Origin of the sequence: Streptomyces sp. CBMA29 (assembly GCF_014596445.1) — a bacterium.
In the GTDB taxonomy this organism is placed as follows: domain Bacteria; phylum Actinomycetota; class Actinomycetes; order Streptomycetales; family Streptomycetaceae; genus Actinacidiphila.
Genome location: NZ_MECL01000204.1, coordinates 34,897 through 54,624, shown reverse-complemented (window position 1 = coordinate 54,624; position 19,728 = coordinate 34,897). Strand labels below are relative to the sequence as shown.

Annotated in this window: 16 protein-coding genes; 10 read left to right on the top strand and 6 right to left on the bottom strand. The window is 71.2% G+C overall.

Going from position 1 to position 19,728, the window contains the following annotated elements:
• Window positions 1-136: 136 nt before the first annotated feature.
• Both BGM09_RS27405 and BGM09_RS27400 read left to right on the top strand, forming a co-directional pair.
• On the top strand, window positions 137-970 hold the full coding sequence (locus BGM09_RS27405) for a glycoside hydrolase family 3 N-terminal domain-containing protein (RefSeq protein WP_188284385.1): 834 nt from the start codon (window positions 137-139) through the stop codon (window positions 968-970).
• A 230-nt stretch (window positions 971-1,200) separates the two neighbouring features.
• Window positions 1,201-2,043: an NAD(P)H-binding protein gene (locus BGM09_RS27400; protein WP_188284384.1), complete on the top strand. Its 843-nt coding sequence runs from the start codon at window positions 1,201-1,203 to the stop codon at window positions 2,041-2,043.
• Between the two features lie 11 nt (window positions 2,044-2,054).
• Here BGM09_RS27400 and BGM09_RS27395 read toward each other — a convergent pair whose 3' ends face one another.
• A complete protein-coding gene (locus BGM09_RS27395; protein WP_188284383.1) occupies window positions 2,055-2,600 on the bottom strand; it encodes a MarR family winged helix-turn-helix transcriptional regulator in 546 nt (181 codons plus the stop codon).
• A 176-nt stretch (window positions 2,601-2,776) separates the two neighbouring features.
• Here BGM09_RS27395 and BGM09_RS27390 point away from each other — a divergent pair, with 176 nt between their 5' ends.
• From BGM09_RS27390 to BGM09_RS27375, 4 genes are all read left to right on the top strand, one after another.
• Window positions 2,777-3,916 carry an NAD(P)-binding domain-containing protein gene (locus BGM09_RS27390; RefSeq protein ID WP_188284382.1) on the top strand — a complete coding sequence of 380 codons (1,140 nt, stop codon included), beginning with the start codon at window positions 2,777-2,779 and terminating at the stop codon, window positions 3,914-3,916.
• A gap of 188 nt (window positions 3,917-4,104) precedes the next feature.
• Window positions 4,105-4,875, top strand: a complete 771-nt coding sequence (locus BGM09_RS27385) for a (Fe-S)-binding protein (RefSeq protein ID WP_188284381.1) — start codon at window positions 4,105-4,107, stop codon at window positions 4,873-4,875.
• On the top strand, window positions 4,872-6,365 hold the full coding sequence (locus BGM09_RS27380; protein WP_188284380.1) for a lactate utilization protein B: 1,494 nt from the start codon (window positions 4,872-4,874) through the stop codon (window positions 6,363-6,365). Before BGM09_RS27385 ends, BGM09_RS27380 begins: the two co-directional genes overlap by 4 nt.
• Entirely contained in the window at window positions 6,362-7,021 is a 660-nt protein-coding gene (locus BGM09_RS27375; RefSeq protein WP_188284379.1) for a lactate utilization protein C, read from the top strand. Before BGM09_RS27380 ends, BGM09_RS27375 begins: the two co-directional genes overlap by 4 nt.
• Here the strand turns inward: BGM09_RS27375 and BGM09_RS27370 are convergent.
• Both BGM09_RS27370 and BGM09_RS27365 read right to left on the bottom strand, forming a co-directional pair.
• Window positions 6,990-7,367 (bottom strand): hypothetical protein, encoded by a 378-nt coding sequence (locus BGM09_RS27370; RefSeq protein WP_188284378.1) that lies wholly within the window; start codon window positions 7,365-7,367, stop codon window positions 6,990-6,992. The genes BGM09_RS27375 and BGM09_RS27370 overlap by 32 nt on opposite strands.
• A gap of 84 nt (window positions 7,368-7,451) precedes the next feature.
• Window positions 7,452-9,284, bottom strand: coding sequence for an ABC transporter ATP-binding protein (locus BGM09_RS27365; RefSeq protein WP_223187675.1), 1,833 nt, complete (start codon window positions 9,282-9,284; stop codon window positions 7,452-7,454).
• Between the two features lie 95 nt (window positions 9,285-9,379).
• Here BGM09_RS27365 and BGM09_RS27360 point away from each other — a divergent pair, with 95 nt between their 5' ends.
• Window positions 9,380-9,895 carry a MarR family winged helix-turn-helix transcriptional regulator gene (locus tag BGM09_RS27360; protein ID WP_188284376.1) on the top strand — a complete coding sequence of 172 codons (516 nt, stop codon included), beginning with the start codon at window positions 9,380-9,382 and terminating at the stop codon, window positions 9,893-9,895.
• 15 nt (window positions 9,896-9,910) lie between these two features.
• Here BGM09_RS27360 and mscL read toward each other — a convergent pair whose 3' ends face one another.
• Window positions 9,911-10,351 carry a large conductance mechanosensitive channel protein MscL gene (mscL, locus tag BGM09_RS27355; protein WP_188284375.1) on the bottom strand — a complete coding sequence of 147 codons (441 nt, stop codon included), beginning with the start codon at window positions 10,349-10,351 and terminating at the stop codon, window positions 9,911-9,913.
• 87 nt (window positions 10,352-10,438) lie between these two features.
• Complete coding sequence (locus BGM09_RS27350; protein WP_188284374.1) at window positions 10,439-12,178, bottom strand: carbohydrate-binding module family 20 domain-containing protein; 1,740 nt, start codon at window positions 12,176-12,178, stop codon at window positions 10,439-10,441.
• Window positions 12,179-12,557: 379 nt separating this feature from the next.
• Here BGM09_RS27350 and BGM09_RS27345 point away from each other — a divergent pair, with 379 nt between their 5' ends.
• Together BGM09_RS27345 and BGM09_RS27340 are read left to right on the top strand one after the other, a co-directional pair.
• Window positions 12,558-14,432: an ABC transporter transmembrane domain-containing protein gene (locus BGM09_RS27345; protein WP_188284373.1), complete on the top strand. Its 1,875-nt coding sequence runs from the start codon at window positions 12,558-12,560 to the stop codon at window positions 14,430-14,432.
• Window positions 14,429-16,210, top strand: a complete 1,782-nt coding sequence (locus BGM09_RS27340) for an ABC transporter ATP-binding protein (protein ID WP_188284372.1) — start codon at window positions 14,429-14,431, stop codon at window positions 16,208-16,210. Before BGM09_RS27345 ends, BGM09_RS27340 begins: the two co-directional genes overlap by 4 nt.
• A gap of 69 nt (window positions 16,211-16,279) precedes the next feature.
• Here the strand turns inward: BGM09_RS27340 and BGM09_RS27335 are convergent, their stop codons facing one another.
• Window positions 16,280-17,074 carry a metal-dependent hydrolase gene (locus tag BGM09_RS27335; protein ID WP_188284371.1) on the bottom strand — a complete coding sequence of 265 codons (795 nt, stop codon included), beginning with the start codon at window positions 17,072-17,074 and terminating at the stop codon, window positions 16,280-16,282.
• A 133-nt stretch (window positions 17,075-17,207) separates the two neighbouring features.
• Here BGM09_RS27335 and BGM09_RS27330 point away from each other — a divergent pair, with 133 nt between their 5' ends.
• Window positions 17,208-19,721: a DEAD/DEAH box helicase gene (locus tag BGM09_RS27330; RefSeq protein ID WP_188284370.1), complete on the top strand. Its 2,514-nt coding sequence runs from the start codon at window positions 17,208-17,210 to the stop codon at window positions 19,719-19,721.
• The last annotated feature ends 7 nt before the right edge of the window (window positions 19,722-19,728 follow it).

The following is a 19,728-nucleotide window of genomic DNA, read 5'->3' as shown; positions in this document are numbered from 1 at the left end:
GCGGGGGTCACCGAGGGGACGCGGACCTGGGGTGATTGCCGCCTCCGGGTATTGGTCTGTACCATTCGGCGGGCCCCGGGATATCGCCGGGCCTCGGGACATCCGCCTCTGTCGCGCCCCGAAGGGGGACCACCACGTGAACGCGCTGCACCGGCTCGCCGTGCTCGTCGACTCGTGCCTGCTGCCCGCCGTCGACGGCGCGGACGGGAGACTGCCCGACTGGATCCTGCGCGGCCTGGAACGCGGCACCCCCGGGGTCGCGGTGCACGCGCGCGGCCAGGCGGCGCGCAAGGCGTCCGACGCGCTGCGCGCGGCGCTCCCCGACGCCCTCACCGGCCACCCGGAGCCGCACCGGCCGGGTGGCGGCAGCGCCGCGGCGGCCGAACTCGTGGCGGCCGGTGCCAATCTGCACCTCGCCGTACGGCCCGGCACCCGCGCCGACGAGACGCGGGTCTTCGTGACCGACCTCCAGACGCACGGAGTGGCCGCCGCGCTGGGGCCGTTCACCGGCACGGGCAGCCTGCGGCCCTTCGCCGAGGGCGCCGCGGCCGGTGTCCGCGCGATCACCGCGGGGCGCTCCCCCGTACCCGGCGAGGACGGTCTGCCCGCCACACTCAGCGGCCCGGCCGTCACCGGCATCCTGCGCGGCGAGCTGGGCTACGGAGGGGTCGTGGTCAGCGACACCCTGGACGCGCCGTCGATCGTCGACGGCTGGGGCGTGCCGGGCGCCGCCGTACTCGCCTGGATCGCCGGGGTCGACCTGGTACGACTCGGCCCCGCGTGCGGCGCGGGTGTGCACGACGCGATCCACACGGCGGCGGCCCGCGCGGTCGCCGACGGCGACCTGCCGCTGTCCCGGCTGGAGGAGGCGGCGGAACGCGTCTCCCGGCTGCGCCGCTGGGCCTCGGAACCGCGCATGCCCGCCCAGGCCGGGGTCACGGGTCGGCCGGCCCGCACACCCGCCCCCTGAGGCAGCGCTCGATCCTCGGATCACGGCGGCGGCGCGTGTCCGTCGCGCGCCGGTGCCTCGTAGCCAATCCGTTTGACAGCCCTGGGGACGACGCTCATATTTATCTGCGTGACACAGATTCTTCGTGGCGCATAGTTTTTGCCACGGCTGCTCCCGCCGACCTTCCGTCGGCCGCACGGCTGCTTGTGCCACCCGCTCCCAAGCCCTTTCCACGAACGGGGAACACCGCCATGACCGTCCTCATCACCGGAAGCCGCGGGCGCGTCGCCCGCGCCCTCACCGCGCTCCTGCACGACCGGGGCGTCGGCGTACGCGTCGCCTCGCGGAAACCGGAGGAGGTCCAACCGCCGGAAGGGGTGCGGACCACAGCCTTGAGCCTGGACGAACCGTCCGGCTTCCCCGCCGCGCTGGCGGGGGTCGACTCGGTGTTCCTCTACGCCGAGGCGTCGCACATCGGCGCGTTCCTGGAGCGGGCGGAACAGGCGGGGGTCGGGCACGTGGTGCTGCTCTCGTCCGCCAGCGTCATGGAGCCCGACGCCGAGCGGGACCCGATCGCCCGGCACCACCTGGCGGTGGAGACCGCGCTCGCCGCCTCACCGATCACCTCGACCGTGCTGCGCCCCGGCGCCTTCGCCGCCAACGCCCTCCAGTGGGCGTGGCCCGTCAAGGCATCAGGCGCGGTGAATCTGCCGTATCCCGGCGCCCACACCGACCCCGTGCACGAGGCCGATCTCGCCGAGGCGGCCTGCGCGGCGCTCACCGATTCCCGTGTGCGCGGCGGGACTTACCACCTGACGGGGCCCGAGTCGCTGAGCTTCGCCGCGCAGGTCGAGGTGCTCGCGGACATCACGGGACAGCCGATCGCCGCCGTGCCGGTCAGCCGTGAGGCATGGCGGGCGGAGACGGCGGAGCATCTGCCCGAGGCGTTCGCCGAGGCGCTGCTCGACTGGTGGAAGGCGCTCGACGGTACGCCCACGGAGGTGACCGACACTCTTGAACGGCTGATCGGGCGTCCGCCGCGCACCTTCGCGTCCTGGGCGAGGGAGAACGCCGCCGCCTTCACCCGCCCGTAGCGGCTACGGGATCAGGCCCCGGCGGCGCCGCCCCTGTGACCGTCAGGCGCGCCCGCGCCGCCGGGGTCGGCCACGTCGCCCGCCCGCAGCCGGGCGATCTGCGCGGTGCTCAGATCGACGGTGCGGCGCATATGGGTGAGCAGGAGCGCGAGTTGGCCGTCGTCGTAGGAGTCGAGCATCCGCCACCAGCCGCCGCTGAGGCCGCCCCACACACGGCCGAAGTCCGCCATCCGGTCGGGCACGGTGGTCACCATGACCCGGCGCCGGTCCTCGGTGTCCCGCTCACGGACCACGTAACCCGCGCGTTCCAGCCGGTCCACGAGCCGGGTGGCGGAGCCGGTGGTGAGGCCGGTCAGCTCGGCGATCCGCCCGATGGTGACCGGGCGCGACTCCAGGCTCAGCAGATTGAGGCACTGCACGTCCGTGGGGTGCAGCCCGAAGTAGTCGGCGAGTGCCTGGTTGAACAGCGCGTACGACGCCGTGTAGTGGCGCGAGGCCACGGACAGCTCGGACAGCAGATCGGAGCGGCGGCCGGTGGGGGCGTCGGTCCGCGCCATGGTGCCTCCTGCGTATTTCCGCGCGGCCATGGGGGCCCGCACCCGTGCCGTCGCGCTTGCCTGCGCGACGCAGACAGTTTGCCAGACCGCCGCCCGCCCGGACACCGACCTCTCCCGCGTCCCCGGCCGCCCGCGCGCGGGGGAAGGTTTCACTCGCCACCACCGTTGGGTGAAACATGAACGACTTGGGTGACGCGGCGGACGGGCGGGACGTGTCCGGCGTGCGGAACGTGCGGACGGTCGTGGTCGGCGCCGGGCAGGCGGGGCTCTCGGCCGGGTATTTCCTGCGCCGCGCGGGGCTGCGGTCCGGCACGGACTTCGTCGTCCTCGACCACTCCCCCGGCGCGGGCGGCGCCTGGCAGTTCCGCTGGCCGTCGCTCACCTATGGCAAAGCGCACCGCGTGCACGAGCTGCCCGGCATGCCGCTGGGCGACGCCGACCCCGACCGGCCGTCCGCCGAGGTGGTCGGCGAGTACTTCGCGCGCTACGAGCGGGAGTTCGACCTGAACGTCCGGCGGCCGGTCGACGTCACCGCCGTACGGGAGGGGGCCGCGGGGCGGCTGCGGGTGGAGACCGACACGGGCGCGTGGTCCACGCGGACGCTGATCAACGCGACGGGCACCTGGGACCGGCCGTTCCTGCCGTACTACCCGGGCCAGGAGACCTTCCTCGGGCGGCAGTTGCACACCGCGGAGTACCGGGGATCGGCGGAATTCGCCGGGAAGCACGTCCTGGTGGTCGGCGGCGGTACGTCGGCGGTGCAGTTGCTGATGGAGCTGGCCGAGGTCGCCCGCACCACCTGGCTGACCCGCCGCCCGCCCGTCTTCCACAGCGCGCCCTTCGACCAGGAGTGGGGACGTTCCGCGGTCGCGCTCGTCGAGGACCGGGTCCGCCGGGGGCTGCCGCCGCAGAGCGTCGTCAGCGTCACCGGGCTGGCCGCGACCGACGCGATCCGCGACGCGCAGGCCCGCGGTGTCCTGCGGCCCGAGCCCGTCTTCGACCGGATCACCCCGCACGGCGTCGCGTGGTCCGACGGCCGCGCCCTGGACGCCGACGTCATCTTGTGGGCGACCGGCTTCCGCGCCGCCCTCGACCACCTGGCACCGCTCAAACTGCGCGAGCCCGGCGGCGGCGTCCGGCTCGACGGCAGCCGCGTGGTCAAGGACCCCCGCATCCACCTGGTCGGCTACGGCCCGTCGGCGAGCACGATCGGCGCCAACCGGGCCGGGCGGAGCGCCGTACGCGAGATCCGCGCCTTCCTGGCCAACCGAACAGCCGAATCCCCGAGCGAGCGTTCGCTCGAACGCGTGCACTGAACGCGAGCGGGAAGGGCGGCGCTCCGCGTTGTCCGCCGCTCTGGTCACTCCGCGTTGTCGGCCCCTCTGGCCACCGATTCCGATAAACATCGGATGTCTTGCTTCCCCGTCTCGCGCCGTTGCGGCAGTATGAGTGCCATGGGTCATCGTCAGTCGCACGGCCTGCCGCGGCGCGGCACGGAGGAGACATGCGCGTAGCGCTTTTCGTGACATGCGTGAACGACCTGCTGTACCCGGACACCGGGCGGGCCGTCGTCACCCTGCTGGAACGGCTCGGCGTCGAGGTGGACTTCCCGGCCGCCCAGTCGTGTTGCGGACAGCCGCAGTTCAACACCGGCTACCGGCACGAGACCGAACCGCTGGTCCGCCGCTACGCCGCCGCCTTCGACGGCTACGACCACGTGGTCACGCCGTCCGGCTCCTGCGCGGCGATGGTGCGCGACAACTACCCGCGGATCGCCGCCAAGGCGGTCGCCGAGGGTCGTGACCGCGGGCTCACCGAGGCCGCGGCGAGCGCCGTACCCAAGACGTACGAACTCACCGAGTTCCTGGTGGACGTGCTGGGAGTGACGGACGTGGGCGCGTACTTCCCGCACACGGTGACCTATCACCCGTCCTGTCACGGGCTGCGGATGCTGGGGCTCGGTGAGCGGCCCCGGCGGCTGCTGGAGGCCGTGAAGGGGCTTGAACTGCGGGAGTTGGAGGGCGCGGAGGAGTGCTGCGGCTTCGGCGGCACCTTCGCCGTCAAGAACCCCGATGTCTCGGCCGCCATGGGTGAGGACAAGGTGCGGCACGCGCTCGACAGCGGCGCGCAGGTGCTGTGCGGCGCGGACAACTCCTGCCTGATGCACCTGGACGGTCTGTTGCGGCGGCAGGACGCCGGCCTGCGGGCCGTGCATCTGGCAGAGATTCTCGCGTCCACCGAGGAACAGCCCTACCGTCAGGAAGTGGTCCGATGAGTGGTACGTATCTGGGTCTGCCGTCGTTCCCGAAGGCCGCCGCCGCGTCCACGAAGGACACCCAACTCCGCGCGAACCTCACCCACGCCACCCACACCATCCGCGACAAACGCGCCAAAGCCATCGGGGAACTGGCGGACTGGCCGCAACTGCGGGCAGCGGGCGCAGCGATCAAGGACCACACCCTGCGCCACCTCGACCACTACCTCCTGCAACTGGAGGAAAAGGTCACCGCGGCGGGAGGCACCGTCCACTGGGCCCTGGACGCCGCCGACGCCAACCGCATCATCACCGGCCTCGTACGGGCGACCGGCGAAACCGAAGTCGTCAAAGTCAAATCCATGGCCACCCAGGAGATCGGCCTCAACGACGCTCTCGCAGAAGCAGGCATCACCGCCTACGAAACCGACCTCGCCGAACTCATCGTCCAGCTCGGCGACGACCTCCCCTCCCACATCCTCGTCCCCGCGATCCACAAGAACCGCCACCAGATCCGCGACATCTTCCACGAGCAGATGGGAGCGTGGGGGCGCCCCGCACCCGAAGAACTGACCGACAGCCCCGCGGAGCTGGCCGAGGCCGCCCGCCTGCACCTGCGCGAGAAATTCCTCCGCGCGAAAGTCGGCATCTCCGGCGCCAACTTCATGATCGCCGACACCGGCACCCTGGTGGTGGTGGAATCCGAGGGCAACGGCCGCATGTGCCTCACCCTCCCCGAGACACTGATCTCGGTCGTGGGCATCGAGAAGACCATCCCCACCTTCCAGGACCTGGAAGTCTTCCTCCAGACCCTCCCCCGCTCCTCCACCGCCGAACGCATGAACCCCTACACCACCCTGTTCACCGGCACCACCGACGGCGACGGGCCCCGCAACTTCCACCTCGTCCTCATCGACAACGGCCGCACCAACACCCTCGCCGACACCACAGGACGCCAAGCCCTGCGCTGCATCCGCTGCTCCGCCTGCCTCAACGTCTGCCCCGTCTACGAACGCGCCGGCGGCCACGCCTACGGCTCCCCCTACCCCGGCCCCATCGGCGCCATCCTCACCCCCCAACTCCGCGGCACAGCAAGCAAACTCGACGCCTCCCTCCCCTACGCCTCCACCCTCTGCGGCGCCTGCTACGACGTCTGCCCCGTCGCCATCAACATCCCCGAAATCCTCGTCCACCTGCGTGAGCGCATCGCCCAAGGCGGCACCACCGTCCAGGCCGGCCGACGGGTCACAATCAAACCCGCCAAAGGCCACGCCGCCGAACGCGCCGCCATGCGCACCGCCCGCTGGGGCCTCGACCACCCCGCCCTCATGCGCCAAGGCCAACGCCTCGCCACCCGCACCCGACACCTCCACCCGAAGCGACTCCCCAGACCCGCCAAAGCCTGGACGCAGACCCGCGACCTCCCCACCCTCCCCCCACAAACCTTCCGCGACTGGTGGCAGAAGAACAAGCAACACGACGAGCAGCAGACCAAGGAGAACGGCCAGTGACCTCCCGCGACACCGTCCTCACCCGCATCCGCAACGCGCTGGGCACCACGCCACACAGCCCGGCACCGGCCACCACATACGCAGCCCGCGACTACCTCACCGTGCACGCGGACCGCACCCCGTACGAGACCGCCGATCTGCTCGCGGAGAACCTCACCGACTACCGGGCGAAGGTGCACCGCACCGATGAGGCGGGGCTGGCGCCCACGGTGGCGCGGCTGCTGGCCGAGCGGGGTTCGCGGACGGCGGTCGTCCCCTCGGGGGTCCCGGTGGAATGGCTGGCCGGGATCGGCGGGACGCGGTTGCTGGACGACGCACCGGCGCTGACCGCGGGGCAGTTGGACGAGGTCGACAGCGTGATCACCGGCTGCGCGCTGGCCATCGCCGAGACCGGCACAATCGTGCTCGACGCCTCCCCCGACCAGGGGCGGCGGATTCTCACGCTCGTCCCCGACCACCACATCTGCGTCGTGCGGGCACCGGATCAGGTGGTCGCCTCGGTCCCCCACGCCCTCCCCCGCCTGGACCCCACCCGCCCCCAGACCTGGATCTCCGGACCCTCCGCCACCAGCGACATCGAACTCGACCGCGTCGAAGGCGTCCACGGCCCCCGCACACTAGACGTCATCCTCGTGGGTCCGCCGCCGAGCGGCTGACCTTCAGCGCCCACACCACCAGAGGGATCTGGACAGGGAGCCGGGCGTAGGCCGCGGCCTTCAGGGGTGCGGGGCGGTGCCGCCAGTCGTAGGCCATCTTGACGTTGGCGGGGAAGACGGCGGCGAAGAATCCGGCGGTGACCAGGGCGCCGGTGCGGCGGGTCGCGGGGAGGGCCACCGCGGCGGCCAGCGCGAGTTCGGCGACGCCGCTGGCGCGGGTCCAGGCGCGGGGGCTGCCGGGAAGGGACTCGGGCACGATCGCCTCGTACGGTCCGGGGGCGAGGAAGTGGGTGGCACCGGCTCCGGCGAGCAGGCCGACGAGCAGTCGAGTGGAACGTGCGGACACCGGGCACCTCCTGAGCGGGCGGGCGATTCCCGCCGCGCTCTCACCTTACCCATGAGTAAGGTCGGGGTGGCAGCCCCTCCTGCGTTACGAGGCGGTGGTGGCGAGCTGCGAGTCGCGCCGTACGAGCGCGGCGTAGCGGCCGTCCTGGGCGAGCAGTTCGTCGTGTGTGCCGCGCTCCATGATGCGGCCCGCGTCGAGGACCACGATCTGGTCGGCGTCGCGCACGGTGGACAGCCGGTGGGCGATCGTAATGGTGGTGCGTCCCGCGGACAGCGAGTCGATCGCTTCCTGGACGTCGTGTTCGGTCCGGGTGTCGAGCGCGCTGGTGGCCTCGTCCAGGATGAGGACGGGCGGGTCGCGGAGAATGGTGCGGGCGATGGCCAGGCGCTGCTTCTCGCCGCCGGAGAAGCGGTAGCCGCGTTCGCCGACGAGGGTGTCGTAGCCGTCGGGAAGTCCCGAGATGTGGTCGTGGATCTGGGCGGCCTTCGCGGCGGCGCGGATCTCGTCGTCGGTGGCCTCGGGCTTGGCGAAGCGCAGGTTCTCGGCGACCGAGGCGTGGAAGAGGTACGTCTCCTGGGAGACGACGCCCACCGCGTCGGCGAGGGTGTCGAAGGTGAGGTCGCGTACGTCGGTGCCGTCGAGCGTCACCTTGCCGTCGGTCACGTCGTACAGCCGGGGCACCAGGTAGCTCAGGGTGCTCTTGCCGGAGCCGGTGGCGCCGACGACGGCGAGGCTGCTGCCCGCGGGGACGGTGATGTCGATGTCGCGCAGGGTCGGCGCGCCGGACTCGGGGTCGTAGGCGAAGTCGACGTGCTCGAAGCGGACGTCGCCGCGAACGCGGTCCAGGGTCCGGGCGTCGGGGCGCTCGGTGATGTCGACGGGCAGGTCGAGGTATTCGAAGATGCGCTGGAAGAGCGCGAGCGAGGTCTGGACGTCCACGCCGGTGGACAGCAGTGACACGGACGGGCGGAAGAGGCCCTGCTGGAGCGAGACGAAGGCGACGAGGGTGCCGATGGAGACGGCGGGCGCGCCGTTCGACATGGTCAGGCCGGCGGCCCAGTAGAGCAGTGCGGGCATCGCCGACATGACGATGCCGATGGTGGACATCCGCCAGCGGCCGGACATGCTGGAGCGCACTTCGAGGTCGACCAGGCGCTCGGACTCGGTCGAGAAGTCGCGGGTCAGGGAGTCGGAGCGGCCCATGGTGCGGCCGAGCAGGATGCCGCTGACGGACAGCGACTCGGTGACGATCGCGGACATCGAGGCCATCTGCCGCTGCCGGTCGGTGGCGATCCGCTTGCGTTCGCGGCCGACCCGGCGGGCGATCCAGACGAAGAGCGGGAGCAGCAGCAGTGAGACGACGGTCAGCCGCCAGTCGAGGGCGAGCATCGCGATGACGGAGGCGATGACCGCCGTGAGGTTGGAGACCAGGGAGGTCGCGGTGGAGGTGACGGTGGCCTGCATGCCGCCGATGTCGTTGGCGATCCTGGACTGCACCTCACCCGTGCGGGTGCGGGTGAAGAAGGCCAGCGACATGCGCTGGAGGCGTTCGTAGACGGCGGTGCGCAGGTCGTGCATGACGCGCTGGCCGACGGTGGTGGAGATCAGGGTCTGGAGGACGCCGAAGACGCCGGTGGCGACGGCGGTGGCGATCATGCCGAGGGCGAGCAGGCTCAGCAGGCCGGTGCGGCCCTGCGGGATCGCGGTGTCGAGGATCGCCCGCAGCAGGAACGGCGAGGCGACCGAGACGAGGGAGGAGAGGCCGACCAGGGCGCCGACGACGGCGAGGCGGCCACGGTAGGGACGGAAGAGCCGCAGGATGCGGCGCACATCAACAGGGGTGTCGGATTTGGTGTCGGATTTCTTCTTCGGTGGGGTCCACCGGGAGGCGAGTTCTCGTTCGTGATCGGGGCGCAAAGGACTCCTTGAGAGTTCAGGCAGATGCTGACATCGGGAGTATAGGTCATTGTTACCTATGTTCACAATGGACATGGTCCTGATACGCTCGTCACATGGAATCCCGCACGACAGCCGTGCCGTCGGGCCCGGTGACCGCCGGCCCCGCCACGACCGCGCCGGACGAGATCACCGGGCGGCTCGCCGACCAGCTCATCCGGCTGAGCCGCCGCCTGCACAAGTCCCAGCGTCATCTCATGGAGCCGCTGGGGATCACACCGGCCCAGGCGCGACTGCTGCGCACCCTCGCGCACTGCGACGAGCCGCCGCGGATGGCCGATCTCGCCCAGCGCCTCGAGGTCGTGCCGCGGGCCGTGACGACCCTGGTGGACGCGCTGGAGGGGCTTGAGCTGGTACGGCGGGTGCCCGATCCGAGCAACCGCCGGGTGATCAGGATCGAACTGACCGAGGCGGGCGGCGCCGCGCTGCTGGAGCTGCGCGGGGCCCGCCGCACGGCCGCCGCCGAACTGCTGGCCCCGCTCGACGACGGCCAGCGCGCGGCGCTCACCGCGCTGCTGGCCGTACTCGACGAGGAGGCGCCGCACGGCGGCGGCCACCGGCCGTCGCGCTGAGCGGCGCCTCCGGGCTCACTCGGCCAGGTCGACCGGGGCGGTCTGGCCGCCGATCTGCGGCCCGACCTCGGCGGTGCAGGCGCTGCACCGGCGGGCGGCGGTCGGTATCGCGGTCAGGCACTCGGGGCATTCGCGGACCGGGGCCGCCGCCGCCTTCGGGAAGAACTTCTCCTGCATGCGGTTCATCGGCAGGACCACCAGGAAGTAGATCACCGCGGCGACGATCACGAAGCTGATCACCGCGTCGATGAAGGCGCCGTAGGGGAACGTCACGCTGGAGACCGTGAACTTCTGCGAGGTGAAGCTGCCCGTCGCGCCGGAGGCCAGGCCGATGAGCGGCGTCAGGAACGCCTTGACGAAGGCGGTCACCAGCGCGGTGAAGGCCGCGCCGATGACGATGCCGACCGCGAGGTCGACGACGTTGCCACGGAGCAGAAACGTCCGGAAGCCTCTCATGGGTGGGGGGTCCCCTCTGTAGTCAGGAATTGGAACACCACAGTGTGCCGGTCCTCACCACAGAGGGGTAATCGGTCGATGATCAGATCAATTACGCCAGGTGTCGTTGAGTGTGACCGCCCCGCTCGACGGGACCGTCGCCGTCCGGTTGGCGCCGGATTCCCACGTCACGTTGCCGCTTCCGTCCTTCCGTATGTACTTGTACTGGAACGAGGTGCCCGCGGGCATCGCCACGTCGAGCTTCCAGACCGGGTAGCTCGCCGACGACAGCGGCAGGGCGCTGCCGGTGTTCCAGTTGCCGAGGGTGGAGTTGTCGCCGACGACGTAGATGTTCTGGCCGAAGACCGTGGTGGCGTTCACCGCGAAGGACGCGGCGGACGACGGGTTGGTGCTGCCTCCGGTGCTGCCGCCCGTGGTGCCGCCGTTCGTGGTGCCGCTGCCGCAGGGCGCGCCGACGTACAGCGCGACCGCGTCGTTGGAGCCGATGGTGGCGGTGAACTTGCCGTCGGAGCCGACGGTGTAGCTGGTGCCGCTGTGCTGCACGTCGCAGTAGGAGCCGGCGGGCAGTGAGGTGGTGAAGGTCTGGGTGAGCGAGCCGCCCTCGTGGTTGATCGCCACATAGCCCTTGCCGCCCCGGCCGAAGGCGATGGCGTTGTTGCCGTTGGACCACCAGTTGGTGACGGCGGTGCCGGAGACCGCGTTGCGGAAGCCGACCATGTTGGCGATCTGCGGCCAGGCGTGCTGGCACTTCCAGCCGTCGCTGTAGCAGGCGTTGACGGTGCCGCCGTTGGGCGCACCGGCGTCGTTGTTGGAGAACTCGTAACCGGAGTAGACGTTGGGCGAGCCGTACGGCCAGGCCAGCAGGTAGACGTTGGCGAGGGTGTACGTGGCGCCGTTCTTGTAGCTGAGGGTCGAGCCGTTGCGCTCGGTGTCCCAGTTGTCCACGAAGGTGCGGGCCTTGTCGCTCGACAGGTAGCCCGCGCCCCAGGACGCGCCCCAGTTGCTCAGGGACGCCAGCTTGTCGCCGGTGAAGATGCGCTTGAGGTCGAAGGCGCCCTGGAAGGCGTCCACGTCACCGGTGTTGACGTACTCGCCCGGCTGTACGGCCTCGCCCGCGCCGTAGATGGCCTCCTGGGCCCAGTAGATGCCCGGGTTGCTGAGCTTGGCCTTGATGGCGGCCAGGTCGGTCTCGGCCATGTGCTTGGCGGCGTCCACCCGGAAGCCGTCGACGCCCAGCGCGATCAGGTGGTTGAGGTAGGCGGCGATGGTGCCGCGCACGTAGTCGCTGCCGGTGTCGAGGTCGGCGAGGCCGACCAGCTCGCAGTTCTGGACGTTGTTGCGGTCGCCGTAGTTGTTGATGTCACTGCGGCAGGTGTGGAAGTCCTGGTTCTGGTAGTAGCCCGGGTAGTTGTACTTGCTGTACGTCGTACCGCCCGTGCCGGTGCCGGAGCCCGACGTCATGTGGTTGATCACCGCGTCGGCGACGACCTTGACGCCCGCGCTGTGGCAGGTGCTGACCATGTTCTGGAACGAGCTCTCGTTGCCGAGCCGCCCGGCGATCTTGTAGCTGACCGGCTGGTACGAGGTCCACCACTGGTCGCCCTGGATCTGCTCGGAGGCCGGGGAGACCTCGACGAAGCCGTAGCCCGCGGGGCCGAGGGTGTCCGTGCATGCCTTCGCCACGGAGTCGAACTTCCACTGGAAGAGCGTCGCGGTGACGTCCTTGCTGCCGGGCGGCGTGGCGTCCGCCTGTTGCGGGGAGAGGGCGAACAGACCGGCGGCGGCGACGATCGCGGCCAGCGCGCCGTTCAGGACACGGGATCTCATGGGCGGCTCCTTCGGTGAACGGGCAGGGTTCTGCCCTCGAAGGCAGCCACGCGCCTGGCCGCCGGGTGGGGGGTGCGGGCCTCGTTGTCCTCGGGGCCCTCGGGTTCCGCCCAGGAGCTTCCCGCCGTGTGTGCGTACACGTCAAGACGTCGGCGGAAGAACTTTCGCTGTTTTGCTGCAAGTTGTTGCCGGAACACTCCCCCGCGGGCCGCGGCTCGATCCCGTCGCTCACAGGAAAACCTGTTGACCCGGTACGGGCCGCAAGACGAGCCTTGCTCCTCTCCGACCGGATTCCGGCGGGATGTCCGCACGGGCGAAGCCGTCAGGTACGCGGCTGCCCGCCGACACTCGCTCACACTCGCACCGAACTCAGGACACCATGCCGTCCCTCCGCAAGCTCCCCCTGTCCGATCCGGGCGTCCCCGACGCCCGGACGGGATTCCGCTTCCTGCTCTGGCTGTCGCTCCGCGAGGGGAAGGGCCTGGCAGCCGCCACCGCGTGGGGCATCCTGCACATGGCGGCCGTCGCGTCGTTCCCCGCGGCCGTCGGAATGGCCGTGCAGTCGGTCGTGGACCGCTCGGGGTCGCGGCTGGCGCTGTCGGGCGGGCTGATGCTGCTGCTCGGCGTGCTCACCGCGCTCGGCGACACGATGCTGCACCGTACGGCCGTCACGAACTGGATCAGCGTCGCGGCGCGGGTCCAGCAGCTGCTCGCCGGTAAGACGGTCGAGCTGGGCTCGGTGCTCACCCGCCGGGTCGCGGCGGGCGAGGTCGTCGCGGTCAGCACCGGAGACGTGGAGAAGATCGGGTGGTTCGTCGAGGCGCTGGCGCGCTTCACCTCCGCCCTGGTCGCCACGGTCGGCGTGGCCGTCGCGCTGGTCCTCTACGAGCCCGCGCTCGGCGTGATCGTGGCCGCGTCCGTACCGGTGCTGGCGCTGGCCGTACTGCCGCTGCTTCCCGCCGCCACCAAGCGGGCCGACCTCCAGCGGGAGAAGGCGGGCAAGGCCACGGAACTGGCCTCCGACACCGTCGCCGGACTGCGGGTGCTGCGCGGCATCGGCGGCGAGGAGCTGTTCCTCGACCGCTACCGTCGCGCGTCCCAGCAGGTCAGGACCGCCGCGGTGCACAGCGCCCGGATGTGGGCAGCGATCAGTGCCGTCCAGGTGGTGCTGCCGGGGCTGCTGCTGGTGGCCGTCGCCTGGGACGGCGCCCGGCTGGCGACGGACGGCCGGATCTCGGTCGGCGCGCTGGTGACGGTCTACGGCTCGGTGGCCTTCTTGATGTTCCCGCTGCGGAATTTCGAGGAGATCGCCATGGCCTGGTCGTTCTCGCGGCCCTCGGCGAAGCGGGCGGCGCGCGTACTGGCGCTGACGCGTGAGACCGCCGGGGGCGCGGCCGTCTTCTCCGAGGGGAGCGTCGCTCCCGAGGAGGCGGGCGCGCTGGCCGGGGAGATGTACGACCCGGAGTCGGGGCTCCGCGCCCCGGCCGGGCTGCTGACCGCCGTGGTGTGCGGCGACCCGGACGCGGCGGGCGTACTGGCCGACCGGCTCGGCGGGCACAGCCCGGTCCGAGCCGAGGGCGAGGCGTCGGCGCTGCTGGGCGGGCAGGCGCTGGACGCGCTGCCGCTCGCGGCGGCCCGCGCTGCCGTGCTCGTCCAGGACAAGGACCCGGTGCTGCTGTCGGGAACGCTGACCGAACTGCTGGGTGTGCCGTCCTCCGGCCGGGTCACGGCCGAGCAGGCGCTCACCGCCGCGCAGTGCGCGGACGTGCTGGACGCGCTCGCGCAGTCCGCCGCCGACCCCGCGGGGGTGGCGGGCGACCCGATGTCGGCGCGGATCACCGAGCGCGGCCGGTCGCTGTCCGGCGGCCAACGGCAGCGCCTGGCACTGGCCAGGTCGCTGATCGCCGACCCCGAGGTGCTGGTGCTCGACGAACCGACCTCGGCGGTCGACGCGCACACCGAGGCCAGGATCGCGCGCGGCCTGAAGGAACTGCGCGCGGGTCGCACGACGGTGGTGCTCACGTCGAGCCCGCTCGTCCTGGACCGCGCCGACCTGGTGGTCTTCGTGGACGAGGGCACGGCGACGTCGGTCGGCGACCACCACGAACTGCTGCGCACCGACCCGCGCTACCGGGCGGTGGTGACCCGCGAGAGCGAGCCGTCCGACGACCGCGATCCCGTCCACAGCCCCGTCACCGCGTCCGTCGCGGGCTCCGGGGCCGTACCCCACGCATCGATGGAGGAATCCGCATGATCGGCCTGCGACCGCCGGAGTACGACCCGGCCGCGCCGCAGCAGAGCGCCACGCTGCCGGTGGGCTCCCCCGCGACCGTGCGCGGCTACGTGCGCGAACTGGCGAAACGGCATCGCGGTGCCTTCGCCCTGCTGGTGACCGTCAACACCGTGTCGGTACTGGCCTCGATGGTGGGGCCCTACCTGCTCGGCGGTCTGGTCGAGGACCTGTCGAAGGGCGACCGGGACATCCATCTCGGGCGGGCTGTCAGCCTGTTCCTGGCCGCCCTCGTGGTGCAGGCGTACTTCGTCCGGCTGGTACGGCTGCGCGGCGCGATCCTCGGTGAGGAGATGCTGGCCGATCTGCGCGAGGACTTCCTCGTACGGTCGGTGTCGCTGCCGCCGGGTGTGCTGGAGCGGGCGGGCACGGGCGATCTGCTGTCGCGGATCACGACGGACATCGACCGGCTGTCGAACGCGATGCGCGAGGCGGTGCCCGAACTGGCCATCGCCGTGGTCTGGGCCGGGCTGCTGCTCGGCGCGCTGACGGTGACCTCGCCGCCGCTCGCGCTGTCGGTGCTGGTCGCGCTGCCGTTGCTGCTGGTCGGCTGCCGCTGGTACTTCCGGCGCGCACCGCGGGCCTACCGCTCGGAGGCGGCGGGATACGCGGCGGTGGCGGCGGCGCTGGCGGAGTCCGTGGACGCCGGCCGCACCATCGAGGCGCACGGTCTCGGCGACCGGCGCGAGAAGCTGTCGCGGCAGCGGATCGGGCAGTGGGTGGCATGGGAGCGCTACACGATGTGGCTGCGCAGTGTGCTGTTCCCGGTGATCAACATGACGCACGCGCTGATCGTGGTCGCGGTGCTGATGATCGGCGGCACCTTCGCCCTCAACGGCTGGATGACGGTCGGCGAGCTGACCACGGGCGCGCTGTACGCGCAGATGCTCGTCGACCCGGTGAACATGATCCTGCGCTGGTACGACGAGTTGCAGATCGCCCAGGTGTCGCTGGCCCGGCTGGTCGGGGTGCGCGAGGTGGCCGAGGACAAGCCCGACCACACGGTCTCGCCCGACGGCCGCGAGATGGCCGCCGACCAGGTGCGGTTCGGCTACCGGGCGGGCAGCGACGTGCTGCACGGCGTGAGCCTGACGGTGCCGCCCGGCACCCGGGTGGCGCTGGTCGGCCCGTCAGGCGCGGGCAAGTCCACGCTCGGGCGGCTGCTGGCGGGGATCTACGCCCCGCGTGCGGGCGAGGTCACGCTGGGCGGCGCCCAGCTGGCCCGGATGCCCGCCGAGCGGGTGCGCGAGCATGTGGCGCTGGTCAACCAGGAGCACCACGTCTTCGTCGGCACGCTCCGCGACAATCTGCGGCTGGCGCGGACCGGTGCCACCGACGACGAGCTGTGGGCGGCGCTGCGCGCGGTGGACGCCGAGGACTGGGGCCGCAATCTGGCGGACGGTCTCGACGCGGAGGTGGGCTCGGGCGGCGCCGTGCTCACCCCGGCGCAGGCGCAGCAGCTCGCGCTGGCCCGGCTGGTGCTGGCCGACCCGCACACCCTGGTGCTGGACGAGGCGACCTCGCTGCTCGACCCACGGGCCGCCCGCCATCTGGAACGCTCGCTGTCCCGGGTGCTGGACGGCCGTACCGTGATCGCCATCGCCCACCGGCTGCACACCGCGCACGACGCGGATGTGATCGCGGTGGTCGAGGACGGCCGGATCAGCGAGCTGGGCAGCCACCACCAGTTGGTGGACGCCGACGGCGCCTACGCGGCGCTGTGGCGGTCCTGGCACAGCTGACCCAGGTGACGTGGCACGGGGCCCGGCGGCACTGCCGCCGGGCCCCGCTCGCGTGCGCGGGGTCCCGCGTCAGCCGAAGACGCCCAGCGCGCCGAGCGCGCAGCCGCCGCCCGCCAGGAAGAAGACCGGGGTGAGCACCTTCAGCTCCACCCAGCTCCCGGCTCGGAAGCGCATGAACTTCGGGGGTCCCATCGGGTACCAGCGGCGGCGGCCGATCGGGATCGGCCACAGGATCGGGCAGCCGGAGACGGTCAGCGCGTCACCGACGCAGTGCACGAGCGAGCCGAGCACGATGGGCAGCCCGATCCACAGGTAGTGCTGGCCGGGGTCGGTGAACAGCCAGTCCTTGCCGTTGCCCGGATTGTCGAGCACGTCGGCGAGCACCCAGGCGCTGGTCGCGCCGAGCAGCCACACCAGCACGTCGCTGGACATCCGGGCCTGCCGCCACAGCAGTCCCTCGACGGCGAGCACCATGTGTATGAACAAGATGACCAACACCGCCCAGTGGCCGCCGTAGACCGCGGCGGCCGAGAAGCCGCCGCCGATCAGGACCGCCCAGAGCCAGGTGTGGGTGAGGGTGCGGTGGCCGCCCGCCCGTCGCGGGTCGCCCTGCATCCGGGTCGCCTTGTAGACGGCGTGCGCCAGATGCTCGATGATCTTGCACAGCACGCGGGAGATCGGGCCGAACGCGCGCGAGATCGTCGCGGCCTGATGGTCCAGGTCGGGGGCGAGGGCGGCACCCGCACAGATCAGCGCACCGACGACGAGCGTGGGCCAGGGCATGGCATGATCCACACCCGCCGCGACCGCTCCGACGGCCAGCCAGGCCGCCGCTCCCGAGAGTGAGTGCGCAGGTCCCATCATGGTGGTGCTCAGCCCCCTACAAGGCCGCCCGCAGGCGGAGTTGACGCATCGTTGACGGCACACCATATCGTTGATGATCACCGCGGCCCGCTCCGGTTCCGCCGCGTGCCGCCGGTACAGGCAAGATGGTGGGGTGACCCTTATCGATCAGATGCCTCCCGCCCCGGACCCCGATGCCCTCTTCGAAGCGTTTTCGACGTGGGCCGAGGGTCAGGGGATCACTCTCTATCCGGCACAGGAGGAGGCGCTCATCGAGGTGGTCTCGGGTGCGAACGTGATCCTTTCCACCCCCACCGGGTCGGGAAAGAGCCTGGTCGCGGCAGGTGCGCACTTCGCCGCGCTGGCCCGGGACGAGGTCACCTTCTACACCGCGCCGATCAAGGCGCTGGTGTCGGAGAAGTTCTTCGACCTGTGCAAGCTGTTCGGCACCGAGAACGTCGGGATGCTGACCGGCGACGCCTCGGTCAACCCGGACGCGCCGGTGATCTGCTGTACCGCCGAGGTCCTCGCCTCCATCGCACTGCGCGACGGCAAGAGCGCCGACGTCGGCCAGGTCGTGATGGACGAATTCCACTTCTACGCGGAGCCGGACCGCGGCTGGGCCTGGCAGATCCCGATCCTCGAACTGCCCCAGGCGCAGTTCCTGCTGATGTCGGCGACGCTGGGTGACGTCTCCCGCTTCGAGGAGGACCTGACCCTCCGCACCGGCCGCCCCACGGCGGTCGTGCGCTCGGCGACCCGGCCGGTGCCGCTGTCGTACGAGTATGTGACGACGCCTTTGACGGAGACGCTGACCGAACTGCTGGAGACCCGGCAGTCCCCGGTCTACATCGTGCACTTCACGCAGGCGGCGGCCGTCGAGCGGGCCCAGGCGCTGATGAGCATCAACATGTGCACGAAGGCCGAGAAGGACGCCATCTCCGATCTGATCGGCCACTTCCGCTTCACCACGACCTTCGGCCGCAACCTCGCGCGCTTCGCCAAGCACGGCATCGGTGTCCACCACGCGGGGATGCTGCCCAAGTACCGGCGGCTGGTGGAGAAGCTCGCCCAGGCGGGCTTGCTGAAGGTCATCTGCGGCACCGACACCCTCGGGGTCGGCGTCAACGTGCCGATTCGCACCGTGCTGTTCACCGCGCTCACCAAATACGACGGCACGCGGGTGCGCACGCTGCGGGCGCGGGAATTCCACCAGATCGCGGGGCGCGCCGGGCGGGCCGGTTTCGACACCGCCGGGTTCGTGGTGGCACAGGCGCCCGAGCACGTCATCGAGAACAAGAAGGCGCTCGCCAAGGCCGGGGACGACCCGAAGAAGATCCGCAAGGTGGTCCGCAAGAAGCCGCCCGAGGGCTTCGTCAACTGGTCGGATCTCACCTTCGAGAAGCTGATCGCCGCCGAGCCGGAGCCGCTGACCTCCCGCTTCCGCGTCACCCACACCATGCTGCTGTCGGTGATCGCCCGGCCCGGCAACGCCTTCGACGCGATGCGGCACCTCCTGGAGGACAACCACGAGGACCGCCGCCACCAGTTGCGGCACATCCGCCGGGCCATCGCCATCTACCGCTCGCTGGTCGACGGCGGGGTGGTCGAACGCCTCCCCGAGCCTGACGCGGAGGGCCGCATCATCCGGCTGACCGTCGAACTCCAGCAGGACTTCGCGCTCAACCAGCCGCTGTCGACCTTCGCCCTGGCCTCCTTCGAACTGCTCGACAAGGACTCCCCGTCCTACGCCCTGGACATGGTCTCGGTGGTGGAGTCCACCCTCGACGACCCGCGGCAGATCCTGGCAGCCCAGCAGAACAAGGCCCGTGGCGAAGCCGTCGCCGAGATGAAGATGGACGGTGTCGAGTACGAGGAGCGGATGGAGCGTCTTCAGGACGTCTCCTATCCCAAGCCTCTCGAAGAGCTGCTGTCGCACGCCTATGGCATCTACCGCCAGAGCCACCCGTGGGTGGGCGACCACCCGCTGTCGCCCAAGTCCATCGTCCGTGACATGTACGAACGCGCCATGACCTTCGGCGAGTTCACCTCCTACTACGAGCTGGCCCGCACCGAGGGCATCGTGCTGCGCTACCTGGCCGGCGCGTACAAGGCGCTGGAGCACACGGTGCCCGACGACCTGAAGTCGGAGGACTTCCAGGATCTGACGGCGTGGCTTGGCGAGTTGGTGCGCCAGGTCGACTCCAGCCTGCTGGACGAGTGGGAGCAGCTCGCCAATCCGGAGGTGGAGACGGCCGAGCAGGCGGCGGAGCGGGCCGACCAGGTCAAGCCGGTCACCGCCAACTCCCGCGCCTTCCGGGTGCTGGTGCGCAACGCGATGTTCCGCCGGGTCGAGCTGGCGGCGCTGGAGAAGTACCACCAGCTCGGCGAGTTGGACGCCGAGGCCGGGTGGGACGCCGACGCCTGGGCGGAGGCGATGGACGCGTACTGGGACGAGTACGACGACCTCGGCACCGGTCCCGACGCTCGCGGCCCGAAGCTGTTGCAGATCGAGGAGCAGCCGGAGCACGGCTTGTGGCGGGTCCGGCAGACCTTCGCCGACCCCAATGGTGACCACGGCTGGGGGATCTCCGCCGAGGTCGACCTCGCGGCCTCCGACGAAGAGGGCCGCGCGGTGATCCGGCTGACCGACGTCGGCGAGCTGTGATCCGGTG

Bases quoted from the DNA above. Each gene is read 5' to 3' on its own strand.
- BGM09_RS27400 (WP_188284384.1), top strand. From the start codon at position 1,201: ATGACCGTCCTCATCACCGGAAGCCGCGGGCGCGTCGCCCGCGCCCTC.
- mscL (WP_188284375.1), bottom strand. From the start codon at position 10,351: ATGAGAGGCTTCCGGACGTTTCTGCTCCGTGGCAACGTCGTCGACCTC.
- BGM09_RS27350 (WP_188284374.1), bottom strand. From the start codon at position 12,178: ATGAGATCCCGTGTCCTGAACGGCGCGCTGGCCGCGATCGTCGCCGCC.
- BGM09_RS27335 (WP_188284371.1), bottom strand. From the start codon at position 17,074: ATGATGGGACCTGCGCACTCACTCTCGGGAGCGGCGGCCTGGCTGGCC.
- BGM09_RS27340 (WP_188284372.1), top strand. From the start codon at position 14,429: ATGATCGGCCTGCGACCGCCGGAGTACGACCCGGCCGCGCCGCAGCAG.
- BGM09_RS27385 (WP_188284381.1), top strand. From the start codon at position 4,105: ATGCGCGTAGCGCTTTTCGTGACATGCGTGAACGACCTGCTGTACCCG.
- BGM09_RS27360 (WP_188284376.1), top strand. From the start codon at position 9,380: ATGGAATCCCGCACGACAGCCGTGCCGTCGGGCCCGGTGACCGCCGGC.
- BGM09_RS27380 (WP_188284380.1), top strand. From the start codon at position 4,872: ATGAGTGGTACGTATCTGGGTCTGCCGTCGTTCCCGAAGGCCGCCGCC.
- BGM09_RS27345 (WP_188284373.1), top strand. From the start codon at position 12,558: ATGCCGTCCCTCCGCAAGCTCCCCCTGTCCGATCCGGGCGTCCCCGAC.
- BGM09_RS27390 (WP_188284382.1), top strand. From the start codon at position 2,777: ATGAACGACTTGGGTGACGCGGCGGACGGGCGGGACGTGTCCGGCGTG.
- BGM09_RS27395 (WP_188284383.1), bottom strand. From the start codon at position 2,600: ATGGCGCGGACCGACGCCCCCACCGGCCGCCGCTCCGATCTGCTGTCC.